General features: G+C 45.5%; 22 protein-coding genes, 2 pseudogenes and 1 riboswitch. Of the genes and pseudogenes, 18 read left to right on the forward strand and 6 right to left on the reverse strand.

From position 1 onward, the window contains the following. The first annotated feature begins 423 nt into the window (after nucleotides 1-423). On the forward strand, nucleotides 424-1,233 hold the full coding sequence (locus ACW5MY_RS02165; protein ID WP_013351047.1) for a lipid II flippase Amj family protein: 810 nt from the start codon (nucleotides 424-426) through the stop codon (nucleotides 1,231-1,233). A 40-nt stretch (nucleotides 1,234-1,273) separates the two neighbouring features. Here the strand turns inward: ACW5MY_RS02165 and ACW5MY_RS02170 are convergent, their stop codons facing one another. After that, a complete protein-coding gene (locus tag ACW5MY_RS02170) occupies nucleotides 1,274-1,564 on the reverse strand; it encodes a DUF3817 domain-containing protein (RefSeq protein WP_013351048.1) in 291 nt (96 codons plus the stop codon). Between the two features lie 173 nt (nucleotides 1,565-1,737). Between ACW5MY_RS02170 and ACW5MY_RS02175 the strand changes: the two genes are divergently transcribed. The 9 genes from ACW5MY_RS02175 (at nucleotide 1,738) to ACW5MY_RS02215 (ending at nucleotide 15,780) form a co-directional block, all read left to right on the forward strand. Further along, nucleotides 1,738-2,172: an Lrp/AsnC family transcriptional regulator gene (locus tag ACW5MY_RS02175; RefSeq protein ID WP_003156263.1), complete on the forward strand. Its 435-nt coding sequence runs from the start codon at nucleotides 1,738-1,740 to the stop codon at nucleotides 2,170-2,172. A gap of 64 nt (nucleotides 2,173-2,236) precedes the next feature. Continuing rightward, entirely contained in the window at nucleotides 2,237-4,423 is a 2,187-nt protein-coding gene (locus ACW5MY_RS02180; RefSeq protein WP_013351049.1) for a DNA topoisomerase III, read from the forward strand. Between the two features lie 235 nt (nucleotides 4,424-4,658). Continuing rightward, nucleotides 4,659-5,744 (forward strand): hypothetical protein, encoded by a 1,086-nt coding sequence (locus tag ACW5MY_RS02185; RefSeq protein ID WP_013351051.1) that lies wholly within the window; start codon nucleotides 4,659-4,661, stop codon nucleotides 5,742-5,744. Continuing rightward, nucleotides 5,725-6,573 carry a diguanylate cyclase domain-containing protein gene (locus tag ACW5MY_RS02190; protein ID WP_013351052.1) on the forward strand — a complete coding sequence of 283 codons (849 nt, stop codon included), beginning with the start codon at nucleotides 5,725-5,727 and terminating at the stop codon, nucleotides 6,571-6,573. The genes ACW5MY_RS02185 and ACW5MY_RS02190 overlap by 20 nt, the downstream gene beginning before the upstream one ends. Further along, a complete protein-coding gene (locus ACW5MY_RS02195) occupies nucleotides 6,563-8,287 on the forward strand; it encodes a DUF2334 domain-containing protein (RefSeq protein WP_289394142.1) in 1,725 nt (574 codons plus the stop codon). Before ACW5MY_RS02190 ends, ACW5MY_RS02195 begins: the two co-directional genes overlap by 11 nt. Next, on the forward strand, nucleotides 8,280-9,542 hold the full coding sequence (locus ACW5MY_RS02200; protein ID WP_013351054.1) for a glycosyltransferase family 2 protein: 1,263 nt from the start codon (nucleotides 8,280-8,282) through the stop codon (nucleotides 9,540-9,542). The genes ACW5MY_RS02195 and ACW5MY_RS02200 overlap by 8 nt, the downstream gene beginning before the upstream one ends. 5 nt (nucleotides 9,543-9,547) lie before the next feature. After that, a complete protein-coding gene (locus ACW5MY_RS02205) occupies nucleotides 9,548-11,668 on the forward strand; it encodes a cellulose biosynthesis cyclic di-GMP-binding regulatory protein BcsB (protein ID WP_289394143.1) in 2,121 nt (706 codons plus the stop codon). A 134-nt stretch (nucleotides 11,669-11,802) separates the two neighbouring features. After that, a riboswitch (cyclic di-AMP (ydaO/yuaA leader) is annotated at nucleotides 11,803-11,949 on the forward strand. 156 nt (nucleotides 11,950-12,105) lie between these two features. Then, on the forward strand, nucleotides 12,106-13,926 hold the full coding sequence (locus ACW5MY_RS02210) for an APC family permease (protein ID WP_013351056.1): 1,821 nt from the start codon (nucleotides 12,106-12,108) through the stop codon (nucleotides 13,924-13,926). Nucleotides 13,927-14,055: 129 nt separating this feature from the next. Beyond that, nucleotides 14,056-15,780 carry a pyruvate oxidase gene (locus ACW5MY_RS02215; protein ID WP_289394144.1) on the forward strand — a complete coding sequence of 575 codons (1,725 nt, stop codon included), beginning with the start codon at nucleotides 14,056-14,058 and terminating at the stop codon, nucleotides 15,778-15,780. Nucleotides 15,781-15,918: 138 nt separating this feature from the next. Here ACW5MY_RS02215 and ACW5MY_RS02220 read toward each other — a convergent pair whose 3' ends face one another. Next, on the reverse strand, nucleotides 15,919-16,356 hold the full coding sequence (locus tag ACW5MY_RS02220; protein ID WP_013351058.1) for a GNAT family N-acetyltransferase: 438 nt from the start codon (nucleotides 16,354-16,356) through the stop codon (nucleotides 15,919-15,921). Between the two features lie 357 nt (nucleotides 16,357-16,713). On the opposite strand from ACW5MY_RS02220, the gene ACW5MY_RS02225 reads away from it, so the two are divergent. The 7 genes and pseudogenes from ACW5MY_RS02225 (at nucleotide 16,714) to ACW5MY_RS02255 (ending at nucleotide 21,133) form a co-directional block, all read left to right on the forward strand. Further along, on the forward strand, nucleotides 16,714-16,848 hold the full coding sequence (locus ACW5MY_RS02225) for a LysM peptidoglycan-binding domain-containing protein (protein WP_014471448.1): 135 nt from the start codon (nucleotides 16,714-16,716) through the stop codon (nucleotides 16,846-16,848). Beyond that, nucleotides 16,817-17,071 (forward strand): annotated as a pseudogene (locus ACW5MY_RS02230) (peptidoglycan-binding domain-containing protein); the annotation flags it as partial. The gene ACW5MY_RS02225 and the pseudogene ACW5MY_RS02230, both read left to right, overlap by 32 nt. A 419-nt stretch (nucleotides 17,072-17,490) precedes the next feature. After that, on the forward strand, nucleotides 17,491-18,258 hold the full coding sequence (locus tag ACW5MY_RS02235; RefSeq protein WP_014471449.1) for a YiiX/YebB-like N1pC/P60 family cysteine hydrolase: 768 nt from the start codon (nucleotides 17,491-17,493) through the stop codon (nucleotides 18,256-18,258). Nucleotides 18,259-18,317: 59 nt separating this feature from the next. Next, the gene (locus ACW5MY_RS02240) at nucleotides 18,318-19,451 is read left to right on the forward strand and encodes a hypothetical protein (protein WP_014469764.1); all 1,134 of its coding nucleotides are present in this window, start codon (nucleotides 18,318-18,320) and stop codon (nucleotides 19,449-19,451) included. A 75-nt stretch (nucleotides 19,452-19,526) separates the two neighbouring features. Continuing rightward, nucleotides 19,527-19,730 carry a DUF2651 family protein gene (locus ACW5MY_RS02245; protein ID WP_232469715.1) on the forward strand — a complete coding sequence of 68 codons (204 nt, stop codon included), beginning with the start codon at nucleotides 19,527-19,529 and terminating at the stop codon, nucleotides 19,728-19,730. Between the two features lie 195 nt (nucleotides 19,731-19,925). Then, on the forward strand, nucleotides 19,926-20,999 hold the full coding sequence (locus ACW5MY_RS02250) for a response regulator aspartate phosphatase (RefSeq protein WP_013351064.1): 1,074 nt from the start codon (nucleotides 19,926-19,928) through the stop codon (nucleotides 20,997-20,999). Continuing rightward, nucleotides 20,999-21,133 (forward strand): hypothetical protein, encoded by a 135-nt coding sequence (locus tag ACW5MY_RS02255; protein WP_014469765.1) that lies wholly within the window; start codon nucleotides 20,999-21,001, stop codon nucleotides 21,131-21,133. The genes ACW5MY_RS02250 and ACW5MY_RS02255 overlap by 1 nt, the downstream gene beginning before the upstream one ends. Before the next feature lie 49 nt (nucleotides 21,134-21,182). On the opposite strand, the pseudogene ACW5MY_RS02260 reads toward ACW5MY_RS02255, so the two are convergent. The 4 genes and pseudogenes from ACW5MY_RS02260 to ACW5MY_RS02275 all read right to left on the reverse strand — a co-directional run bounded on the left by ACW5MY_RS02260 (nucleotide 21,183) and on the right by ACW5MY_RS02275 (nucleotide 23,778). Beyond that, a pseudogene (locus ACW5MY_RS02260) lies at nucleotides 21,183-21,372 on the reverse strand (hypothetical protein). Between the two features lie 261 nt (nucleotides 21,373-21,633). Then, complete coding sequence (locus ACW5MY_RS02265; RefSeq protein ID WP_013351065.1) at nucleotides 21,634-21,846, reverse strand: spore germination protein; 213 nt, start codon at nucleotides 21,844-21,846, stop codon at nucleotides 21,634-21,636. 284 nt (nucleotides 21,847-22,130) lie between these two features. After that, nucleotides 22,131-22,397 (reverse strand): hypothetical protein, encoded by a 267-nt coding sequence (locus ACW5MY_RS02270; RefSeq protein ID WP_013351066.1) that lies wholly within the window; start codon nucleotides 22,395-22,397, stop codon nucleotides 22,131-22,133. A gap of 106 nt (nucleotides 22,398-22,503) precedes the next feature. Beyond that, nucleotides 22,504-23,778: an Nramp family divalent metal transporter gene (locus ACW5MY_RS02275; protein WP_289394146.1), complete on the reverse strand. Its 1,275-nt coding sequence runs from the start codon at nucleotides 23,776-23,778 to the stop codon at nucleotides 22,504-22,506. Nucleotides 23,779-24,424: 646 nt separating this feature from the next. On the opposite strand from ACW5MY_RS02275, the gene ACW5MY_RS02280 reads away from it, so the two are divergent. Beyond that, complete coding sequence (locus ACW5MY_RS02280; protein ID WP_041481595.1) at nucleotides 24,425-24,778, forward strand: antifungal polypeptide; 354 nt, start codon at nucleotides 24,425-24,427, stop codon at nucleotides 24,776-24,778. Nucleotides 24,779-24,816 lie beyond the last annotated feature (38 nt).

Here is a 24,816-nt window from a genome sequence, read left to right on the forward strand (position 1 = left end):
AACTTCTTTTTTCTGTTTTGATAAAGAAGCTTCAGGCTTCAACGGACAGCTTGAAAAAAAGCTGAGCTTATTCTTTTCCTTCTGAAATTCGCCCCTAACGAAGAGATGGAAAAAAGACTTTTTGTTTTACAATTCACACCGGCGCGGCTTCGGAGCCGCAGTGACGATTGAGAGGTAGGGCTTTCGTTGTCTTGTGTTCAAGAACTTCCATGGTGTTTACTTTCGAAGAATGATTCTGTCGGAACTGTAATGTACGAATCACCCGCGGGCTAAGGCGGGAAACCATATATTATTTATTTGCGTAAGAAAAGAATAAGACAAAACCGCACCGGACATCCGGGCGGTTTTTTTATTTGGCCGGCCGAAACCTCGCCGCAGTCTGCAGAGTCTAATCAGTATGAAAAGATTTGGAGGAATCATACATTGCACGTTATTACTTCACAAGTACTGTTTATCTTCTGTTTTCTGCTGTTGATACATTCGATTGAAACACTTGCATATGCGACACGGCTTTCCGGCGCGAGAGTCGGATTTATCGCGTCCGCGCTGTCATTATTTAATGTCATGGTCATTGTGTCCCGCATGTCAAACATGGTCCAGCAGCCGTTTACCGGACATCTGATTGACGCCGCCGGATCAAATGCCCTGTCTGTTGTGAGCGCCCAGTTTCGCTTTTTAATATTCGGCTCCACGGTCGGAACGATGCTCGGCATCTGCCTCCTGCCGACATTTGTTGCGTTATTTACCCGGGCGATTATACATTTGGCGGACGGAGGCGGCTCCGTCATGCAGGTATTTAAAAAAGGATTTTCACTGAACGGGCTGAAGCAGGCGCGTTCTTATATCAGATTGCCGTCAGTTTCCTATTTAAAAGGGCTTCAATTCCGAATGATCCCGAAGCGCTTGTTTGTCATTAATATGGTTATTACGTCTATTTACACGATCGGCGTACTGTCCGCTCTGTACGCCGGCCTTCTGGCGCCTGAGCACAGCACGACGGCCGTGATGGCATCAGGATTAATCAACGGGGTTGCGACCATGCTTCTGGCTGTGTTTGTTGACCCGAAAGTATCCGTACTGGCAGATGATGTCGCGAAGGGCAAGCGAAGCTATGTTTCCTTAAAATGGACATCATTGACGATGGTGACGTCAAGGGTCGCTGGCACGCTTCTCGCCCAGCTCGTTTTCATTCCCGGCGCGTATTATATCGCCTGGGTGACGAACTGGCTGTAGGTCATGCAAAAAAAGCTCCTCTATAAAAGAGGAGCTTTTTTTATTTATAATTTCTCAGGCCGCGGTCATAAATAAAATTGCCGAACGGGATAAAAGCCGCGATAAAACCGGCGGCTGACCATTTCACATGCCATTTGACAGTGAACGCCGCATACGCCAGCACTGCCAAATAAATAATAAACAACCCGCCGTGAATGGATCCGGCAATGGTGACGGCGAGCGGATGATGTGCCCAATACTTCAGCGGCATCGCGATAAACAGCAGCACCAAAAGCGACATCCCTTCAATAAACCCCATCGTGCGAAGCCTGCCGATCGGCGTGTGTAACATACAACTCCCTCCTGTCGGACATCTGATTTTCTATACTATAAGCAATGGGCAGTCCTAATATGACCATTTCGCGACTGTTTCTGAAAAACCTTCATGATTTCAGCCTGTTGTTCTTGTCATTTTACGGATTTCTCTTGATAATATAGCCAAAAGGGTAAGGAAGGACTACAGTCATGAAACTAGATAATGTTGATCTGAGCATCATTAAAGAGCTGCAGCGGGACAGCCGCCTGTCCATGCGGGAGCTTGGAAGAAAAATCAAATTGTCAGCCCCGTCCGTCACAGAGCGTGTCAGGCAGCTTGAATCCTTCGGCGTCATTAAGCGCTATACATTGGACATTGATCAAAAAAAGATCGGGCTTCCCGTTTCCTGCATTGTTGAAGCGACGGTGAAAAACGGAAAATACGATCAATTCAAAACCTACATTCAATCCATTCCCAACATTGAATTTTGTTTTCGGGTCGCCGGCGCGGCGTGTTATATGCTGAAGATTAACGCGGACAGCCTGGAAACGATCGAACACTTCATTAACCGCACCTCTCCGTATGCCCAAACCGTGACCCACGTCATTTTCTCAGAAATTGACACAAAAAACGTCCTCGATTAGAGAGAGCGTGAGGAAGTCTGTTATAATAACAGGATGAGTGTGAAAGAAAGAGAAGTGAAAAAGCATGTCAAAAACAGTTGTATTAGCTGAAAAACCTTCAGTCGGCCGGGACTTGGCCCGCGTTCTGAAGTGTCATAAAAAAGGAAACGGATACCTTGAAGGCGACCGCTACATCGTCACGTGGGCGCTCGGACATCTGGTAACGCTCGCTGATCCTGAAGGATACGGCAAAGAGTATCAATCATGGCGGCTTGAGGACCTGCCGATTATTCCGGAACCTTTGAAGCTCGTCGTCATTAAAAAAACAGGAAAACAGTTCAATGCGGTCAAAGCCCAGCTTATCCGAAAAGACGTCAGCGAGATCGTAATCGCTACAGACGCAGGACGGGAAGGGGAGCTTGTGGCCCGCTGGATTATCGAGAAGGCAAACGTCCGCAAACCGATTAAACGGCTGTGGATTTCCTCTGTGACAGATAAAGCGATTAAAGAAGGATTCCAAAAGCTCCGCAGCGGCAAAGAATACGAAAACCTGTATCATTCCGCCGTCGCCAGAGCGGAAGCGGATTGGATCGTCGGCATCAACGCGACCCGCGCGCTGACGACAAAATTTAACGCGCAGCTGTCATGCGGACGCGTCCAGACTCCGACATTGGCGATGATCGCCAAGCGCGAAGCGGATATTCAGGCGTTCACACCGGTTCCTTATTACGGTCTCCGCGCGGCGGCTGATCAGATGACGCTGACATGGCAGGATAAAAAAACAAAGCAGACAAGAACGTTCGACCAGACGGTGACCGGCCGTTTGGCAAAAGACCTGCAAGGAAAGCCGGCAGTCATTTCAGAATTGAAAAAAACAGCGAAGAAAAGCTTCGCCCCCGGTCTTTACGACTTGACGGAATTGCAGCGGGACGCTCATAAGCGCTTCGGTTTTTCCGCAAAAGAGACGCTGTCGGTGCTTCAAAAGCTGTATGAACAGCATAAGCTTGTCACGTACCCGCGGACGGATTCCAGATTCCTTTCCGCAGACATCGTGCCGACCTTAAAAGACCGATTAAACGGCATGGAAGTCAAGCCGTACGCACAATACGTCAATCAAATACTGAAGCGCGGCGTCAAAGCGCATAAAGGATTCGTCAATGATGCCAAGGTATCTGATCACCATGCCATCATTCCGACAGAGGAGCCGCTGATTCTTTCAAGCCTCAGCGACAAAGAACGCAAGCTGTATGATCTGATCGCCAAACGTTTTCTCGCCGTGTTAATGCCGGCGTTCGAATACGAAGAAACAAAGGTCACAGCCGATATCGGCGGCGAAACATTTACCGCAAAAGGGAAAACCGTTCAATCGCCGGGCTGGAAAGCCGTGTATGATATGTACGAGGATGACGACGATCATGAGGAAGACAAAGACCAGACGCTGCCGGCTCTTCAGCAGGGTCAGCGCCTCTCTGTCTCATCATTGAAAGAAACGAGCGGACAGACGAAACCGCCGGCGCGCTTTAATGAAGGCACGCTGTTATCCGCGATGGAGAACCCAAGCGCCTTTATGCAGGGAGAAGAGAAGAACCTTGTGAAAACGCTTGGCGAAACCGGGGGACTCGGAACGGTCGCCACCCGCGCTGATATCATTGAAAAACTGTTCAACAGCTTTTTGATCGAGAAAAAGGAAAAAGACATTTTCATCACGTCAAAAGGGAAGCAGCTCTTACAGCTCGTCCCGGAAGATTTGAAATCACCGGCGTTAACCGCCGAGTGGGAGCAAAAGCTCTCCTCCATCGCCGCTGGGAAACTGAAATCCGCCGTGTTTATTAAAGACATGAAATCATATGCGGGCAAAACGGTGAAGGAAATCAAAAACAGCAGCCAAACCTTCAGACATGATAACATTTCAGGCACCGCCTGCCCTGATTGCGGCAAAATGATGCTTAAAGTCAACGGCAAACGCGGCACGATGCTCGTGTGTCAGGATCGGGAGTGCGGCAGCCGGAAAACGGTGGCGAGAAAAACAAACGCCCGCTGTCCGAACTGCCATAAGAAAATGGAGCTTCGCGGCCAGGGTGAAGGCCAAACCTTCGCATGTGTGTGCGGCCACCGGGAGAAATTATCCGTCTTTGAAAAGCGCAAAGCGAAAGATAAATCCGGACGCGCATCCAAGCGGGACATCAACTCTTATATGAAAAAACAAAACAATGATGAGCCGATGAACAACGCGCTGGCAGAACAGCTGAAAAAACTCGGCCTGGATAAATAAATGAGAGAAAGGCAGCATTTGTAAAGAAATGCTGCCTTTTGTCGTGTTTTTTACTGTATTGGGAATACAATCCATACAAAGAGGGAAAAGGGGAGCAGGCGGCGCTCCTATTTTTAAAATTTACCAATGTGAAAAAATGCTAGTATTCTTTGATCGTTTCTTATATAGTAAAAATACTTTGTGGAAAAATAAGATATAGGTATAAAAAAGGATTTGTGAACTAGGAGGATAGACTGTGAAGCGTTTCGGTTTTAGTTTGATGATCCTTTTGATTTCGATCGTGCTGACGGCAGGATGCACGGAGGCCGGCATTGAAAAACAGACGGCCGTTGAACCGTCCGAACCCCTTCAGCCCGCAGAGCATTTTATTTATCATAAACTGATGAACGGACGCGGAATGATCAAGACGAACATATCCGGTGAACCGGAATATTTATCTGAGTCTCTCGGACTATGGATGGAATTTTTGCTGAGCAGGAAAGATGAACGGCAGTTTCAAGCCCAGTATCAGCTGCTCACCGATTCGTTTCTTATGAAAAACGGGCTCGTGTCGTGGAAGATTGACCGGAATAAAGCAAGCGGCACCAATGCCTTAATTGACGATTTCAGAATCATGGGTTGTCTGAATGAGGCCGCATCTCTGTGGGGAAACAGTGAATACGGGAAAACAGCGGTGCAAATCGGGAAGGCGCTGGAAAAATACAATACGAATGACGGGTATTTTACGGATTATTATGATGCCGCTTCACATGCTGCATCAAAGACCGTGACGTTGTCTTATGTCAGCCCCGGCGCCTTACAGATGCTGAGAGAACAGGGGATTATCGATGAGAAAACGGAAAACCGGAATCTTGATGTTCTCAATCTTGCACCCCTGAAAAATGGCTTTCTGCCGAAATCGTTCAATACCGAAACAAAGGAATACAAATATGACAGTGAAGTCAATGTCATCGACCAGTTATATGCCGCCGTGAATCTGAAACGGGGCGATGACAAAGCCGCCGCGCTGTCAAAATGGATCATAAATGAATTTAAGTCGCGCGGACAGCTGTACGGACGGTACAGCGCAGACACGAAGGAGCCGGCTGTTCAATACGAATCACCGTCCGTTTACGCCCTGGCCGTTCTTTTTTTAACAGAGCAAAAAGCTGATCCGGCTGTCATCAAGCCGCTTTATGAAAGAATGACTTCATTTGAAACGCTGGAAACGCTGAAACCTGATTACGGCGGCTATATGAGCGGGGGCGATACACATTCTTTCGATAACCTGCTGCCGCTTCTGGCTGAAAGGAAATTGTTTAATGAAAATATCATTCAATGAATCACAAAAACTATGCAGCTACACAGCTGTGATGACAGTGCTGCTGTCATTTTTTATTTACTATGTGTCACAGCAATCCTCAGGGCTTCTCATGACCTGTATAACATTGCTTGTCGCGGGAGCCGGCTTATGGTTTGGGGCGATCTACGCGCTCGTCATCACTTTACTCGTCTTATTTGTTCTCGGCAGCCTGCTCCTGTGGTTTCAGACCGGGAGTTTTATGGCGTCTGCCGGTGCCGAAGGTCTGCAGATGCTGGTCGTGTGGGGGATCGCGCTGCTGCTCTTTTCCTACATGTCGGGAAGAATACACGATTTGGCCAAGGGGCTGGATCGCTCAGTTAAGCAGCTGCGGGAAGAGATCACGAGCTTTGTGGCCGTCGACAGGGTGACGGGCTTTGACAATCATCTCCGGATGAAGCTGGAACTCTCTGAGGAAATCAAGCGGGCGGAACGCTACGGCAATTCCTTCGTCTTTTTGCTGCTGCACATGCATTATTTCAAGGAATTCAAATCTCTCTACGGAGAAAAAGAGACCGACCGCCTGCTGGCATTTATCAGCCGCCAAATCCGTTCAAGCGTACGGGAAACAGACAAAAAATTCAGGCCGTCTGCCGAACGGTTCGGCATCGTGCTGACCCATACGCCTGAAGAAAACATGCCGGCCGTTCTGGCGAAGCTGAAAAAGGAATTGGATACGTACAGGCTGCAAAACGGTAAATACGTCTCAATCACTTTCCGTGTATGCTATTTGGCGTACCGAAAGGATTTAAAAACGGCCGATCAATTTTTAAATGAACTGGAAAACGAGATGATGATGAATGAACTCTAAATGGATATGTCTCTTATTGGCGGCGCTCTTCATGGTTTCGGCGGTTTATGTTCCCCGTACGGCGGAAGCAAAAGACAAAAAGGACGGCATTCTCATTATTTATACAAGCACGGACGGCGAAGAAACCGCTGAAGTCAAAATGCTTGATTTGATCGCGGGCCATTTCTCATCCGCCGTCACCGTTAAAAGCGACGGAGATATCACAGCCGCTGACCTTAAAAAAAATCGGCGAGTCATCTATTACGGCGTAACGAAGAAAAAGCTCAGCAATCATTTTGTATCTCTGATCAGCAGCATGCCGCAGCAGCTCGTCAGCATCGGCTATAACGCCGGGCAGTTCCGCCAATTTACGGGTTTGTCCCTGACAGAAAAAGAAACGGTCTACCGCATATACGGCAAGAAAGAAAAAACAGACATGCCGCTTGAAAAAGGAATGTCCGTGCTCGGCGTATCAGGAGTAAAAGGGGAACCCCTTTATACATACCGATCCGGTGACGGCAGCACCCGTCCTTTTATATGGAAAACGGCGCGCTCTGACTGCTATTTCGGTGTGACCAGCCTGTTAAATGATTCGTTTCTGACGGCGAAAGAACTGCGTAAGGCGTTCGGAGAATCAGAGGGAAGCACCCTCCTTTATTTGCGGCTTGAAGACATCAGCCCGATGTCGGATGAAACATTGCTTTATCAAGCAGGAGCTTACCTGCATAAAAGACACATTCCGTTTATTCTGGCGGTGATTCCGGTCTATCTCAACCCGGAAAACGGAGAAAAAGTATATCTGGCGGACAAGCCGAAAATGGTAAGCGTCCTGAAAAAACTTCAGCAAATGGGCGGCAGCATCATTATCCACGGCTATACGCATGCATACCGGTACAGTGAAACGGGAGAAGGCTTTGAATTCTGGGACGCCAAAGCGGATCAGCCGATTACGTCGGAAAATGCGGACGATACCCCGGTCAAGCTTGAAAAGGAACAGGATTTTCCGAATGAAAAAGCGTACCGGGCGTATGTGAAGCCTTTTCGGGAAAAAGAAAAAATCTACACGGGAACGAAGCTGGAGCAGGCGATTGACGATCTGACAGAGCTCGGCCTTTACCCGCTGTCATTCGAAGCGCCGCATTATACGATGTCTGAAGAAGGCTACAAAATCGCGTCTTCTTATTTCTCCAGCATTTTCGGCCAAGTCCAGCTCAGCGGCACGACGTGGAAAACCTCGGGCGCCCCTCCGTTCGTCACAAAGCCGGCTATGCTGGACGGGATGACGCTTTACCCTGAAACAATCGGCTTTGCCGATAACTCAAAGGAGAACCCGCTCGGAGATATGGAGAATCGCATCTCCCGGATGATTGATTTCGGCGGCGGTGTGGCGGGAGGTTTCTACCATCCGTATCTCGGCATGAAATATCTTCCCGAGCTCGTCAATCAAAAGCGGATTCCCGGCGGCGAGTGGCTCGATCTGAAGAAAACGAAGCAAACGGTGACGTCGGCGAGCGTCAGGATCAAAACGGACGGAGACGGAACCATTCATGTGGAAAACAAGATTCATCCGATAACGGCCTTTTTCAATCACCATCAGCAGACGCCTCTGGAAAAGGCGCTTTGGATTCTCTCCGGCGTGGTGCTATTGTTTATCATCATGTTCGTCTGCTATGTCCTTTATTTGCGCGCCACATTAAAAAAACGAATCTTTAAGGAGAGAAGAAGCCTTGAGTAACATTCTGTTTTTTATCTCATTAAGTTTAATATGGGTGATGCTTCTCTATCACATGTTTCTGATGCAGGGCGGATTCAGGCATTATATGACCTTCGAACGGAACATTCCCAAGTGGCGCGCAAAAATGGGGGAGCTCCCGAAGGTCAGCGTGCTCATTCCCGCGCATAATGAGGAGGTCGTCCTCAGGCAGACGCTGAAGGCGATGGTGAATCTGTATTATCCGAAAGACAGGCTTGAAGTCATCGTCGTGAATGATAATTCCTCCGACCGGACGGGAGACATCGTCGAAGAATTTTCCCGTCAGTATGACTTCATTAAAATGGTCATTACAAAGCCCCCGCACGCCGGTAAAAGAAAATCCTCAGCGCTGAACTCCGGTTTCGCCGAATCGAACGGGGACGTGATCTGCGTGTATGATGCGGACAACACACCGGAAAAAATGGCTGTGTATTACCTGGTTCTCGGTCTGATGAATGATGAGAAAGCCGGAGCGGTTGTCGGGAAATTCCGTGTCATCAACGCGGCCAAAACGCTCCTGACGAAGTTTATCAATATTGAAACCATCTGCTTTCAGTGGATGGCGCAGGGCGGCAGATGGAAATGGTTCAAAATCGCCACCATCCCGGGAACGAACTTCGCGATCAGGAGGAGCATTATCGAAAAGCTCGGCGGCTGGGATGATAAGGCGCTGGCGGAGGATACCGAGCTGACCATCCGCGTGTATAATCTCGGCTATCACATCCGCTTTTTTCCGGCGGCTGTGACATGGGAGCAGGAGCCTGAAACATGGAAGGTCTGGTGGCGCCAGCGGACAAGGTGGGCGCGCGGCAACCAATACGTGGTTCTCAAGTTTTTATCCCAATTTTTCAAGCTGAAACGCAAGCGGATTATCTTCGATTTGTTTTACTTCTTTTTTACGTATTTTCTGTTTTTCTTCGGTATGATCATGTCAAACACGATTTTTATCATCAATCTTTTTTACGACCTGCATCTGGCAGTCGGGTTTTTGGCGATGATTTTGTGGATACTGGCCTTTTTCCTGTTTATGACCGAGGTCATGATTACCTTAAGCATTGAAAAAACAGAAATGAACAAACAAAACTTCTTTATCGTTTTTCTCATGTACTTTACCTACTCCCAGGCTTGGATCGTGCTCGTCATCTGGTCATTATTCACAGAGATTAAGCACCGCTTGTTCAAGCAGGAAGTCAAGTGGTACAAGACGGAGCGATACAATCAAAATAAAAGCGGGTGACCTTTTTGAAAAAAGCGATCATATTGATAACAGGCCTTTTGCTATTGATGTATAACGGGCAGAAGGCCGCGGCTCAGGAATTAAAAACGGACGGTTCCGCCCTCGGAAAAAGCGCCGGCGCAAAAGAGCAGCAGGCGCTGACGGGTGATCTGATGACACTGTACGGGGCGAAAGACAGCTCAGAACTGACCTACCAGATTCCTGCGGGGGCTTCAGATGCCAATCAGTCGCTTCTGATTGATTACGAAGCGTCAAATTTATTAATTGCCCCGTCTTCTTTAACCATTGCCATTGACAATGAACCCGTCAAATCCATAAAGCTTGACGGCAGCTCCAAGCGGAAAACGGTAAAGCTCAATCTCAGCAAAAGCCAATCCGCCCAAGGCTATCACAATGTATCATTGCAATTTTACGGTGTATTAAAAGAGGGTGTCTGCGTCAGGCAGGATACGTCAGGCAACTGGATAAAGATTTATCCGGACAGCCGCCTTATGCTTTCAGAAGCAAGCAAGTCCAAGGGAGCGGATATCAGCCATTTCCCGTATCCGTTTGCCCAATCAGGCAATACGGGTGAAGAAACCGATATTATCCTTCCTGACAAACCGACCTCGGCGGAAGCGGAAGCCGCAGTCAAAACAGAAGGATTTCTGAAAACGGCGGACAGCAGGCTGAAAGTATCATACGTAAAAGAATCCGATGCAGGCAAAATCAGCAATCCGTCAATTGTCATCGGCGCCGGACATCATTGGAACGGCAAAATCAAACAGCTTATCGAACGGGGAAATATCAAAGCGGAAGGAAACAAACTCCTTCTCGCGGAACGGGTGCTGACCGCCGGAGACAAACGTCAGCCCGTCCTGTTTGTCACGGCACAATCAGACAAAACGCTGGCAGATAAAATCCGCGTCATTACAGACAGCGCTTATTCAGGCCAGCTGAGCGGAGACTCACTGATGATCGGCCGTCTTCAGCCCGCTGCTGAAAAGACAGGCAATAAACTGACACTAGACGATTTCGGCGCGGGAAATGTAACGGTCGGATCAAACAAAACGGCGTCAGAGCACTTCTTTTACCCTGCGGCGGCCGCTGTTGATAAAGACGGGCAGGTCAAGCTTTCGCTCACATTAAAGACGTCGGAATCGGTCCGGACGAAGACGGATTCTAAAGATGTTGACGCTGAGAGAGCAGAGCTTAACGTCATGGTCAACGGACAGCCGAATGCGGTGCATCTTGATGATCTCGGCAATAAGGATAAAGACGGGTTTTATCACGTCACAATTCCGATTGATCCGAAGCTTTTGCGAAGCAGCAGGTATATTGATCTGCAATTTGTCACATCAGGTTTGAAAAATAACAATCCGTGTATCGACCGTGACGAAAACAAATGGGTCTATATTGATAAAAGCAGCACGCTGACTTACCCGGTAAGCGGCGCGACGCAAAAACCGGATTTCGGGCAATGGCCGCTCCCGTTTGCAGGTGACGTGAAGAAGAAAACAGTGATCGTCATCCCGGATAACGTAAACATGCAGACACTTAAAGAACTTTCTCTGGTGACGGACTCATTCGGAAACGGCGCCCGTCAGGCATATACCGTTAAGACGGCATCAGATATGAAGGAAGCGGACGCCAAAGGCCGGAATGTTGTGTTTATCGGAGGCTTGCCGCAAATTCCGCTTTTGAAATCAAACGCATCTAAGCTTCTCGTGCCGTCAGACCGAAGCGGCGCTTACGATGTTTCTTCGTTTCAGATGCTGAATGAGACGACGAAACAAATCGCATTTACACAGGAATCACCTTGGGACTCCGGCTCCGGCATAGCTGTTTTTGCTCCGTTATCAGGAAGCGGCGCGGCTGTCACAAAAGAGCTGATCAGCTTTTTAGACAGCTCAAGCGAAGCGGCAACCGTCATCAACGAAACGGGCAGCAAGCAGCTGTTTTCGAACCATCAGCAAATCAAATCCGATGACAGCAGTCCATCGGCTGATACGAAAAACCCGTCCGCCGCACCGAACGTCACGTATATCGCTGTTTTCGCAGCGCTTATTCTCATTGCGGCCGGTCTGATATGGCTCACGGCAAGAAGGAAAAAAAGAAAAACGGGCAATGAAAAAAGTGAAGAATAATGAAAGGAAAAGAGGCTGTTAACAGGCCTCTTTTTCTGTATTTTTATTTCCATTTTTGGGGGAGGTTTTTTTATTTTTGAAACAGCATAAAAGCCCCTTTACAACCGGACGGGACGGGAGTATGATCTCTTTTATAATCTATATCGCTTAATCTGTATCCAGAGCGGGGGAACCAATTTGCGGCGCATGATGCCGCTTGGGGTGAATCCTTTTTCAGGTAGGGCCAACTCTCATAAGCCCGAATCCGACAGCTAACCTCGTAAGCGTTCATGAGAGGAGATGAATGAAACCTGTGCACGATTATGGCGCAGGGGCATCCGTTTGCCTCTGTGTTTTTTTGCCGTGCTGAAATATGGCATGCAATCAGCATTCGGAGACATCATAGCAGTAAGGGTTTGTAAATCAAACGGAAAATGAAAAAAAGGGGAAGACAACAAATGTACCATTCAATCAAAAGATTTTTGATTGGGAAACCACTGAAATCACAGGCGGCCGGAGAGCAGAAACTGACGAAACTCAAGGCGCTCGCCATGCTTTCTTCAGATGCGCTGTCATCAGTTGCTTATGGAACGGAACAGATTCTGATCATTTTGGCCACGGTAAGCGCGGCCGCGTTTTGGTATTCCATTCCGATCGCTTGCGGCGTTCTCATTTTGCTGCTTGCTTTGATTCTGTCCTACAGACAGATTATTTACGCTTATCCGCAAGGCGGAGGAGCTTATATGGTTTCAAAAGAAAACCTTGGTGAGAAGCCGGGCCTGATTGCGGGCGGCTCATTGCTTGTTGATTATATTCTGACGGTGGCGGTAAGCATTTCTGCCGGAACCGACGCCATTACATCGGCATTTCCGGCTCTGCACCCGTATCATCTGTTCATTGCTGTTTTGCTTGTGATTCTGATTATGATTTTAAATTTGAGAGGACTGTCAGAGTCGGCGTCCATACTGGCGTATCCCGTCTATCTGTTTGTGGCGGCGCTTGTCCTTTTGATCGGCGTCGGGCTGTTTAAGCTCATGACGGGGCAGGTTCATCCGGCCGAACACACGCCGATCGGCACACCCGTAGCGGGCATCACGCTGTTTTTGCTGCTGAAGGCCTTTTCTTCGGGCTGTTCGGCGCTGACTGGTGTTGAAGCCATTTCAAACGCGATCCCGGCTTTTAAAAATCCTCCGGCGAAAAACGCGGCCCGCACTCTGGCCATGATGGGGATTCTGCTGGCGATCTTATTTACGGGGATTACGGTGCTGGCGTACGGATACGGCACAGGACCGAAGCCTGACGAGACCGTCATTTCGCAAATTGCCGCGGAAACTTTCGGCCGCAATACGGTGTATTATTTCATTCAAGGCGTTACATCACTGATTCTCGTGCTTGCGGCGAATACGGGCTTTTCCGCTTTTCCGCAGCTGGCGTTTAATTTAGCGCGCGATCAGTATATGCCGAGAATGTTTACGGTTCGCGGCGACCGATTAGGCTTTTCAAACGGAATTATCTTTCTCGGTATCGCATCCATCCTGCTTATTCTATTATTCGGCGGCCGCACGGAACATCTCATCCCGCTCTATGCCGTCGGCGTGTTCATCCCGTTTACGCTGTCGCAGACGGGAATGTGCATCAAGTGGATCCGGCAGAAGCCGAAGGGCTGGGCCGTTAAAATGCTGATCAATTCTTGCGGCGCCGCCATTTCATTTATGGTGCTGTGCATTTTATTTGCGACAAAGTTCAATCTTGTCTGGCCCGTGCTGTTATTCATGCCTGCTGTCGTCATGCTGTTTTTCGTCATTAAAAATCACTACACCGCAGTCGGCGAACAGCTGCGGGTCGTTGATCAGCAGCCTGAAGAAATTAAGGGAACCGTCGTCATCGTCCCTGTCGCCGGGGTCACCACCGTCGTCCAAAAATCAATTCAGTATGCGAAATCATTATCGGATCAGGTCATTGCGGTTCATGTTTCCTTTGACAGAGAAAACGAAAAGAAGGTGGAAAAGCGCTGGGAAGAGCTTGATAACGGTGTCCGTCTCGTAACCCTGCATTCCTCATACCGCAGTCTGGTTCACCCGTTTGATAAATTTTTGGAAACGGTCGAACAGAAAGCAAGAAAAGAACAGTTCTCCGTAATGGTGCTGTTTCCGCAATTCATTACGAAAAAACGCTGGCAGACCATCCTCCACAACCAATCAGCCTTCTTGCTCCGCGTCCGGCTGTTTTGGAAGAAGGACATCATCGTCGCCACACTGCCGTATCATTTTAAAAAGTAACATCAAAGACCGCAGGCCTTAGTGCCGCGGTCTTTTTTTCGTCAAACGCTGAGAATGCTACAGGTGCACGTCCCCGTGTTTCAACCCGTTGTAAAAAGGGCATGAATACAGGTAAAAGGAGGATGCAGTATGCCAAGTAAAACAGCAGGACATGTAATGACAGAGCTGCTTGAACAATGGGGAGTCGGTCATATATACGGCATTCCCGGAGACAGCATTAATGAATTTATCGAAGAATTGAGACATGAACGAAACAACCTGACATTCATCCAAACCAGGCACGAGGAAGTCGCAGCCCTGGCCGCCGCGGCTGAGGCAAAACTGACCGGACAGATCGGTGTCTGCCTTTCCATCGCAGGGCCGGGGGCCGTTCATCTGCTGAACGGTTTATACGACGCCAAAGCGGACGGCGTTCCGGTGCTGGCGATTGCGGGACAGGTTGCTTCCGATGAAATCGGCCGTGACAGCTTTCAGGAAATCAAATTAGAGCAAATGTTTGAAGACGTGGCGGTATTCAACCAGCAAGTACATACGGCAGAAGCGCTGCCCGATCTTCTGAATCAGGCGATCCGTACGGCTTACAGCAAAAAAGGGGTTGCCGTCTTAACCGTATCTGATGATTTATTCGCGCAAAAAATCAAACGGGAGCCGGTTTATACGTCGCCGATATACCTTAAAGCTGATATAGAGCCGAAAAAAGAGCATCTCGTGACATGCGCGCAATATATTAACAACGCAAAAAAGCCGGTCATTCTCGCCGGCCAAGGGTTAAAATCGGCAAAAGAGGAGCTGCTCGCATTCGCCGATAAAGCGGCCGCGCCGATTGTCATTACTCTTCCGGCAAAAGGCGTCGTGCCTGACAGCCATCCGCACTTTCTCGGGAATCTCGGGCAGATTGGCACAAAGCCCGCCTACGAAGCAATGGAGGAATGCGATCTCTTGATCATGCTCGGCACATCGTTTCCGTACAGGGATTATCTCCCGGACGATACGCCCGCCATCCAGCTTGATTCGGATCCGGCGAAAATCGGCAAACGCTATCCAGTCAATGCGGGAATCGTCAGTGATGCGGCTCTTGGGCTGAAAGAGCTGACGGAATACATTGAATATAAAGATGACAGAAGATTTTTAGAAGCCTGCACCGAGCACATGAAGCATTGGTGGAAAGAAATCGAAAAGGATGAAACCGAAGCGACTCATCCGCTCAGGCCGCAGCAGGTCATTGCCCGGCTTCGGGATGCTGCCGCAGAGGATGCCGTCCTGTCAGTGGATGTCGGAACGGTCACGGTGTGGATGGCCCGGCATTTTAAAATGAAGAAGCAGGACTTTATCGTATCAAGCTGGCTCGCCACGATGGGATGCGGGCTTCCGGGAGCCATTGCCGCAAGCCTTGCCGAACCCGGACGGCAATCCATCGCCATTTGCGGAGACGGCGGATTTTCAATGGTGATGCAGGATCTGCCGACGGCTGTTAAATATAAACTGCCGATTACGGTTATTATTTTAAACAACGAAAATTTAGGAGGCATGATCGAATATGAACAGCGAGTCAAAGGCAACATCGACTACGTCACCCAGCTGCAAAATGTGGATTACGCCGCCTTTGCAGAAAGCTGCGGGGCAAAAGGGATCAAAGTGACGAAACACGAGGAATTGGCTCCCGCTTTCCATGAAGCGCTCAACTCAAATGAGCCGGTCGTCATCGACGCCGTCATCGGCGACGAGCCGCCGCTACCGGGAAAAATCACCTACGGCCAAGCGAAAGGCTTCAGCAAATACATGCTGAAAAACTTCTTTGAAAACCAAAAAATCGAAATGCCGTCTCTCAAGAAAAGCTTAAAAAGGCTGTTTTAAAAGCCGGCGTTTATAAAAAATAAACAGGCAGCATGCCTGTTTATTTTTTTATTTGTTATTAGGCCCTCTCATTTACTCAGTTGAGCCGTAGTAAAAGCCCGGCTGTTTGTTCTGTTTTTTCAATAATGTCATGTCGGATTATATGGTATAGTTCAACCAATCTCCAAGAGAACCGCCCATCTTTTTATAGAACCTTTGTGCACGGTAATTATCAGCTGCAGTTATCCACGACATATGTGCATACCCGTTTTCTTTTGTGAATGATTCGCATCTTTTAAACAGTTCTTGGGCTGCTCCTGTACCTCTTGCGTTTTCTGCCACGAATAAATCATTCATTACTGTTATTTTATCTGCTTTCGTTGTGCTAAAACTAAAATATAATGTTGCAAAGCCAATGAGCTTACCATCTTGTTCAGCAACGAATTGAATACCGCTGTTCTTTTCAAATAACATTTCAATCAAATTATGTATATGTTCAATCGGCGGTTTAGGTCTTTTATAAAAATCGACGATATATAAATACATTAAATCGGTCAATTGGTTTATATCATAGGGTTCTGCGCTTCTGATTATCAAATGTTTCCCTCCTCACTCTGTTTATTTTATTATATAAAACTTACAAAAACATTCGGAATTATGCAATATCTTTATTGGGACTGTCTTATTGATCCATTAGTTCTTATCAGTTTTACTGACCTCTTTCATGATAAGGAAGTGCTCAGTAGTTCAAACCTGCTTGGAAGCTTAGAGGACGGGAACCGAAAGTCTATCGCATTGAAATCTGTGGAAATGGCATGAAATCAGCGATGGCTGATCAAAAAACTTATGAAGGACCACCTTATCAGCAAAAACGGGAAAAAGACCGGTGGGGCGACGTACACCATAAAGAAAGGGGATGGATTATCCGTCATAGCACAGAAGACAGGCGTTAGCATGGCAACCCTCCAAAGCTTGAACGGTATCAAGGACCCGAACCTGATCAAAGTCGGCCAAGTATTAAAGCTGACCGGTTCGGCCGGCAACAAAAGGCAAGAAATCATCTTACACGTTGCCGCCAGGCGTTTTTAAAGAGACAAGCCTTAACTAAGGGGACGGCCGTAAACAGATTCAATCGGCTCTGGCGGCTCTCTATTACTACCCGGACAAAGAGGCAAAGAATAATGCAATAGACGGCTATTACGGATCGAAGACAGCAAATGCAGTCAAACGGTTCCAGTCCATGTATGGATTGACTGCGGACGGTATTTACGGGCCAAAAACGAAAGAAAAAATGTTGTCTCTTCTGAAATAAATGAAACAGCCCTTTAAAGGGCTGTACCACAATTCTATATATTTCATAAAAATAAAGAAGTATATAGAATTGTGGTTCGTGCCAATGGTAGAATATGTTTGTTGGAAATGATATTTCAAATACTTGTAAAGTTGTGTAAAATTTGAAGGTTAACCTTACGAAGAAATAGTGAAACAACACATTGCCTGGTAAACATTGTTTAAAGCCCAAATCCTATAGTTCAGTTGGCACTACATGTCCCGATTTTGTGACATTATACACTCAATAGAAAAGATTAAAATATCCCGAATAATTCAAAAAAGGTGTTTACAAACCTTATTTAGTTCCTATATCTTAGAAAAGAAGGAAAAATTATTCAATAGGGGGATACTGATGTGAAAAAGAGTAAATTTTTACTTACCACCATGTTCTCTACAACTATGTTGATTTCCGGTTTAGGATTGGGATTTGGGAAAAGTGCACATGCTGAAGGATTTCCGCAACTTACTAATGAAAAAGTCCAAACGGAAATACAGGAAATGAAAGATGCCGGCATGACAAGTGAGGAAGTACAGAAATTCTATGAAATGAGTAAAGAAGAGTATGCGTATGTACAAGAACATGCGGAAGACTTGTATAAGGATTCCCAAAAAGAAATCAAAGAATTGAAAGCCTCTGGTCAAATTGATGAAGTTCTTCCTAAATACGAGGAGCCTGAATATCAGCACAAGAACCAAATCGCAGCAAAAGCGTTAGGTACAAAAGGTGATGTTCTTACAAGCTATGAAATTAATTCTGGAAGTTGGTCTATTGGTGTAGGACATGCTGCGATTGTTTCAACTAACAAATCAAAAACAGTTGAAGCATGGGCGAAAAGCTGGAGTCCTATAAACCAAGATGGAGTTCGCAGATATAATAATAACTGGGGAAGTAAAAAGAAAGTTTATGGTCTATGGGTTAAAAAGTCGAATAACAATAAGTATATAAATGCTGCAAAATATGCGGAAAAGCAAGCAGATAATAAAAAGAAATATAATTTCAACTTTTTTAATAAAAAGACAACTGCTAAATTTTATTGTTCTCAATTAGCTTGGCGTTCTTGGAAAAACCAAGGTATTGATATTGACAATGTCAAATGGGACACTGTTGTAACACCAATGGAGCTTGTAAAATCCAATAACACAACAATCTTTTATCACAAGGGTTAACATTGACAAAAACAATCGGTGCTGCACCGGTTGTTTTGTCATTTCAAAGGGAGGAAAAAATGAATAGACTTAAGACCCTGTTTATTTTCATTTGCATACTGATAGTCACAACCTCTTGTAGTCTCATCCCAACTGGGAATGAAAAAGAGGAAAGAAGTAGTAATAGCAAGACTGCATTAAAGAATATTGACAATGCAAAATTTATTGTTGGTTTTTCTAACACTTTAGATAGGGGAAGTGAGATTGGGGTTTACAGTGAAGATGGTACTAAAATGGATAGCTTGGAATTGAAAGATGGTATAAATTTCACGATGTCTTCATATAACAAAAACGATACGTTCTTCTCATCAAATAGAAGCAATAATCACTTGATGATAGACAATAAAACTGGAGCAATAAACAAAATAAATGAAAAGAGTTTGTCGAAAACAACTGAGGATGAAGGTGCTTTCTTTATAAACAGTTCTGGCGGTTATATCATCCATGACATTAACGTTGGATATACAGACAAAGGGCTGGAAAGTGAACTGGTATATTGGAAGGGAAACAGCCGAAAAAACAAGAAACAAATAAAGCTTGACGGAGAACTTGGATCAGCAATCGTCGCTAAAAATAAAATTTATGTCATTTCAAGTGATGAAGAAAGTATGTCCATCATTTCAATTAACCTAGAGACAAATAAGCAAGAGAACAAGGCATCCATACCGAATAAAGGGATATACTTCATGGATGAAAAGGATGCATTCCAAGCTCTAGATGAAAATACATTTGTACTGGCAGTTAATGATAACGTGAATGAGAAAGAGAATTCTAAGCTCATATTAATAGACAGAGAGACGCTTAAGGTAAAAAAAGAAGTCGAGATGGAGAAAGGGTTTCATCCTGCAAAATTGAAAATATTAAAAGATAGCATCTTAGCTGTTTCTTTTGATGGGAAGCTGCAGGTGTTTGATAAAAAAATGGTTAAGAAAAAATCTTTCGATTTTTATGCTGGGGATGATAACAAATTAATGAATGATGTTCAATTCAATGACAGAGAGATGTATGTTTTACTCAAAAACTTTGATATCCAGCGTGATAACAAGCTTGGAGATATCACTTCTTATGATTTGAAATCAGGAAAAAAGGTAAAAACAATCCCGCTAAAAGCAAATAAAGAGTGGGAAATCGCCCGGTTCGAAATTTTAAAATAAGTTGGAGGTGTTTATATTAGCCCGCTTTTGAGCCCTGCATATATCATACTCATCATTCTTCCGGCAGCTTCTTTCTTGCTGGGGATAATAGGGTATTTCATCTTTCAAAAAGTATGGACTATGGTTGTCGTCGTATTGATCCTGTCATTGATATTTATGTTTGTTGTAATAGGAGCAGAGCCAACATTTTTAGTTTGGGTGTTTATCATGACGGGAGCCTGCCTTATCTCCGGTTCAATCACTAAGACTATAATGAATTTTACAAAGCGAAAATATTAAATGGAATAATCATAAGAGTGTACACCAAAACCATAATCCCAAAAATCTCGCGACGAAAATTGCGGGTTTTTTTCGTTTTCACTTTTTGTTCAAATAGTTATAATATTACAAAAATAGAGATTAGAGGGAGAGGTATATATGGACCAAGTTTTGCCGTCGTCCCAGGTTGGTGTCAAGATCAATGAATAGTACAAAATGATTCGTCAGTTCAGTGTGCCTGATGCTGAGATTTTAAAGGCTGAAGTAGAACAGGAAATAGAGGAGATGGAAGAGGATCAGGATTTGCTTGTTTTTTATTCATTGATGTGCTTTCGTCACCAATTGATGTTAGATTCCTTGGAGCCGGAAGACAGATATAGAGATCGCCCCACAGTCGACGAACTGCTTGAGAAAATAGAAAAACCGCAAAAAAGACTTACAGGCCTCTTGAAATATTACTCATTATTTTTTCGTGGTATGTATGAGTTTGATCATAAAGAGTATGTTGAAGCGATAGGCTATTATCGCAAAGCAGAGAGAGAGTTGAATGCTGTATCAGATGAAATGGAGCAAGCTGAATTTCATTACAAAATAGCTGATGCCTATTATCAAATTGATCAGCACTTTGTTTCCCTCAATCATTTAAAAAAAGCCAAGCAATTGTTTGAAAAAAGTCAATTATACAAAGTGAAAGTGATTGGCTGTAATATGATGGTTGGTGCTAACATGTACGATATGTACAGGCTGACGGAGGCCGAATCATATTATCGGGAAGCATTAAGTATCGTCCGCGGCTTGGAAGAGGAAAAAGTGAAAAGAATTATAGGAGTGATCTTTCATAACTTAGGCTTAGTTTATTTAAGAGGGAAAAATTTGATTGCTGCTGAAGAGAATTTCAAAAAGGCAATAGACGTGAAAGAACATATTGATACAGTGTATGGGGTGAGATCATTATATATGATGGCAAATGTCCTGTACCAATGTGGTAAAGTCAAGGAAGCGCGTTTCTTTTATGAAACGGCTTTAAATCGTGCCCGGACTTCTAATGAAGAAGAATATTTGGCTAAATTAAAAATCATTAATTCATTATACGAGGAATATAATGAAACAGCAGTGAAACAAAGCTTAGGTTACTTAGAAGAGAAACGCCTTTGGTCTGATTTCGCAGAGCTAACTGAAAAATTAGGTGACTTTCATTTTGAGAAGAGGAACTATGTAGAGGGAAGAAACTTTTTAAAGAAAACCATACATGCCCAAACACAAATACTTAAGGTTACGGAGGCTATATAATGAAGAAACTTTTAATTAGCTCCGCTTTAATCGGTATTCTTTTCACTGGATTATTAAGTGTGACAAATGTTTATACTGCTGAATTGAATGAGTCTGGAACTTTTTATATCGCCGAAAAAGCTATAAATATTTAATTGTACTCCCAATTCAGTTCCCCGCCTTTTAAGGTTGGGGTTTTTCTTTTTAAAATCTCCACCGGTGTTTGTGCTTATCCCATTTCAACATACGCTGCCGCATGAGGTTCTTGACCGCTTCACGTATAGCCTGTAATCCTTTACCGGTTTTTCTCTTCAACTCATCCATTGAGGATTTTTCCCGAAGTGAGTCATGTTAAAGATAATCCGGTACATTTTTTCCGCTCAAAATCATTCATTCGAATTACCTCCTCGAGTAAATAATACAAGAACGAACATTCCCTTTTCAATTTGAAAAGCAGACAGACAAAAACTTTCAGGATGGACCTGAATCCCCCTCTAATTATAGAAGGGGATTCAGCAATCATCCGTAATCTTACAAAAAGGCAAGAAGATGCTTTGCACGCTATATCGAATTTCTTAAATCAGTATGGGGTGCATCAATGCCTCTATGAATCGCCAAATAAGGCGTTTTTTTCATAATATCTTTCACAGCCTCGCTAAAACGATTTCACAACATTCTGATCTGAAAATTGTTGGCCAATCATTTCCGCCTGGCTTACAGAGTTGTTTTGGATGACGATTCCAGTATTTAAGCCTCCGGATCCAAACGCTGTTTTTGAAGCGGTGATAGGGGTGATGGTTAACGCGCCGCCGACATTGACAACTCCGTTTCCTGATAAGTTGTTAATTTTAATAGGGGAACCATACATACTCTTTTGTCTCCTCTCACTTCAAGCTGTTAACTATATGTATGCTGTCATTTTGAATAAGATTAAACAACGCGGCAAAAATTGCCGAAAGCTCCGGCAATTTCTCTTTTGCTAGGGATAATAGAGCATTTCATCTTTTGAAAATTTTCATTGATATGTTTGTTGTAAGGGGCAGAGAACGTTTTTCATTTGGGTGTCTGTCTTGACAGGGGTTTGCCTTATCTCCGGTAAGATAATTTCAAGGAAAAACAAAACAGGCTGTCGAGAAGATCCCGACAGCCTGTTTATTTTTGTTTGCGTGAAAGAGCGAAGAAAAACGGGAAGGCGGAACCGGCCAATAACGTACCGAATAAAAACATTCCCCCGATGAACACATGATAGTTCACTCCGCCGATCCAAAGCCCCGTGATTAAGGAAACGATGCTCAATGCGATCATCACAAAGCCGGGAATCAGACGTTTCTTACCCGTTGTCCGATAAGCAATAAGAGAACAGAAGATGCCGATGACAATCGGCACAATCCACAGATAAAAAAGGATAAATACTGACATAAGCAAAACTCCGATTTTTTCTTCTATCATACCAAAAACGCCCGGAAAAAGATACGAACGAGAGCCGACGGCCAAAAGAAAAACCGGCCGAGATGGGCCGGTTTTTCTAACGGAATGAATCGTAAATCACAAACAGATTAAGCGCGATCACCAAAACCGCAATCAGCCAGGCGAGAGCCGTAACCCATTTTCGGTTCGTCAGGACGCCCATCAGGCGTTTGTTGCTTGTAAACATAATCAGCGGCACAAGCGCAAAGGCGATGCCGAATGAAAGAACAACCTGGCTCCATACGAGCGCTTCTGTGGCGTTGATTCCTGAGATAATGATGATCATCGGAGGAATGATGGTAATGAAACGCCGCAAATAAAGCGGGATACGGTAACGGATGAAGCCCTGCATGATAATATCGCCTGACAATGTGCCGACAGAAGAGCTTGAAAGCCCTGCGGCCAGCAGTCCGATCCCGAAGAGAATTGCTGAAGCCGGCCCGATAAAGTGGCCGAATTGCTGATAAGCCACGTCTAAATCCTCCACATACAGTCCGTTCTTGAAGAAAAGAGCGGCCGCGACAATCAGCATGCTTGCGTTAATCGCCCCTGCGATTACCATCGCGATGAGAATGTCAATCATCTCGAATTTAAAAATCTTTTTCCGCTCGTTATCCGTTTTTCCGACGACACGGCGCTGCGTCAGGGCGGAATGTAAGTAAATGGCGTGCGGCATCACGGTTGCACCGAGTATCCCGGTTGCAAGAAGCACACTGTCCATTCCATCGATTTTCGGGATGAACAGCCCTTCGAGTACGGAAGCGGCGTCAGGCTTGGCAAAGAAGGTTTGCAGGGCGAAGGCGATCACCACGACAAACAGAAGTCCGGCAATGCCCGCTTCCAGCGCCCGGTAACCCCGGCGCTGAAGCTCTAAAATCGCGAATGATCCGATCGCCGCGATAATGGCCGCTTCAATCATCGGTATGCCGAACAGCAGATTGAGCCCGAGGGCCGCTCCGATAAACTCAGCCAGATCAGTCGCCATAATCACCAGTTCACCCTGTATCCACAACCCGGCGGATACCCATTTCGGATACCGGTCTCTGGCGATTTCCGGAAGGTTTTTACCCGTGGCGATGCCGAGCTTCGCGGAAAGGACTTGAATTAAAAAAGCCATCAAGTTTGAAAAGAGAATGACCCACAACAGCATATACCCGTATTTCGAACCAGCTGAGATATTCGTAGCGAAGTTTCCCGGATCAATGTAGGCAATCGCCGCGATAAATGCGGGACCTAAAAAAGGCAGAAGCCGCTTGAATCCCTTGCTTTTGCCGTCAAGTGCATCCTGAACGGCTTTTGATTGCAGTGATTGTGCTGAGATGTCTTTGCTCATTAAATCTCACCTAAATTCCGATAGATTTTTAGCTAAATAACAAAAAGTTTCCTAGATGCAAATTATTTTATCTACATCATAAATCCGCTATTATGAGTTGTCAAGCTCTTTATGTTCAATAACCAGTACATTTTTTCCCCGTTTTATCTATGATATGTATCCCGCCCGAGAAAGGTCCGAAAATGCAAAAGACATCGTTTCGGAATAGAAACGATGCCGTTTTCAAACGATGTTCCTCCATGCGCGGATCCTTTGAGCGTTCTTTAAAAAGGTGAAAGAGTACACTTGCCCATAAAACCTTAGAACCTTCCGATCGCCGGCACTGAATGGAGAAAATGCCGGCACATTGCCTCCGTGTGCCGGGTAAATAGAATAATAATGAATCTTTCCTTTGGAAGATAAACCTTTCTGTACCATTCAAATGACCTCCGGCAAAACCTCTGCTTCTCTGAATAAACGTTTGAATCCGCGGTATATAAGTGATTCAGGACCAATAAACCACAGTTATTTATCAAAACAAAGAAAGGTTTTATCATTTGCGCGGAAATGAAGTTGGAGCATTAGACTTATTTCAGTCTTCCTGGCAAAAAAGTATAATAACGTCAGGAAAGCTTTCCAGCCATATGATAAAAGAGGGGGAATTTTCTTGGTACGTCGTTTGTCGGTCTTTTCTTTAGCTATGATTTTTGCTGTTTCTTTATTCGCTTTTGGCGGTTCTGCCTCAGCTGCAACTTTTACACCTAAAGCTGAACCGGACGTTTCCATTTTAGCAAGCGGGGGAACAGTCGGTATTTACGGTGCTAACATGCGCTCATGCTCAAAGGTCAGCTGTTCAACGATTACAACATTCTCAAGCGGTAAAACAATTACAGGTACTTGGGTAACCGGAGAATATGTACAAGGTCACTACACCAACTCTGATAAATGGCTGAAAGTCACGTATGCAGGAGCGACAGGCTTTGTTTCAGTCACCACTCTGTCTTATTATTACGGTTTATAATCAGAAAAACCTCGTTCTCTTGAGAGCGGGGTTTTTCC

The organism is Bacillus sp. Bwzl_19, from assembly GCF_054900515.1.

Coding starts and splice junctions, on each gene's coding strand:
- ACW5MY_RS02215 (WP_289394144.1), top strand. CDS start 14,056: ATGCCAAGTAAAACAGCAGGACATGTAATGACAGAGCTGCTTGAACAA.
- ACW5MY_RS02255 (WP_014469765.1), top strand. CDS start 20,999: ATGAAGAAACTTTTAATTAGCTCCGCTTTAATCGGTATTCTTTTCACT.
- ACW5MY_RS02270 (WP_013351066.1), bottom strand. CDS start 22,397: ATGTCAGTATTTATCCTTTTTTATCTGTGGATTGTGCCGATTGTCATC.
- ACW5MY_RS02235 (WP_014471449.1), top strand. CDS start 17,491: ATGTTGATTTCCGGTTTAGGATTGGGATTTGGGAAAAGTGCACATGCT.
- ACW5MY_RS02170 (WP_013351048.1), bottom strand. CDS start 1,564: ATGTTACACACGCCGATCGGCAGGCTTCGCACGATGGGGTTTATTGAA.
- ACW5MY_RS02275 (WP_289394146.1), bottom strand. CDS start 23,778: ATGAGCAAAGACATCTCAGCACAATCACTGCAATCAAAAGCCGTTCAG.
- ACW5MY_RS02190 (WP_013351052.1), top strand. CDS start 5,725: ATGAAAATATCATTCAATGAATCACAAAAACTATGCAGCTACACAGCT.
- ACW5MY_RS02240 (WP_014469764.1), top strand. CDS start 18,318: ATGAATAGACTTAAGACCCTGTTTATTTTCATTTGCATACTGATAGTC.
- ACW5MY_RS02175 (WP_003156263.1), top strand. CDS start 1,738: ATGAAACTAGATAATGTTGATCTGAGCATCATTAAAGAGCTGCAGCGG.
- ACW5MY_RS02210 (WP_013351056.1), top strand. CDS start 12,106: ATGTACCATTCAATCAAAAGATTTTTGATTGGGAAACCACTGAAATCA.
- ACW5MY_RS02180 (WP_013351049.1), top strand. CDS start 2,237: ATGTCAAAAACAGTTGTATTAGCTGAAAAACCTTCAGTCGGCCGGGAC.
- ACW5MY_RS02195 (WP_289394142.1), top strand. CDS start 6,563: ATGAACTCTAAATGGATATGTCTCTTATTGGCGGCGCTCTTCATGGTT.
- ACW5MY_RS02225 (WP_014471448.1), top strand. CDS start 16,714: ATGGCAACCCTCCAAAGCTTGAACGGTATCAAGGACCCGAACCTGATC.
- ACW5MY_RS02250 (WP_013351064.1), top strand. CDS start 19,926: ATGATTCGTCAGTTCAGTGTGCCTGATGCTGAGATTTTAAAGGCTGAA.
- ACW5MY_RS02265 (WP_013351065.1), bottom strand. CDS start 21,846: ATGTATGGTTCCCCTATTAAAATTAACAACTTATCAGGAAACGGAGTT.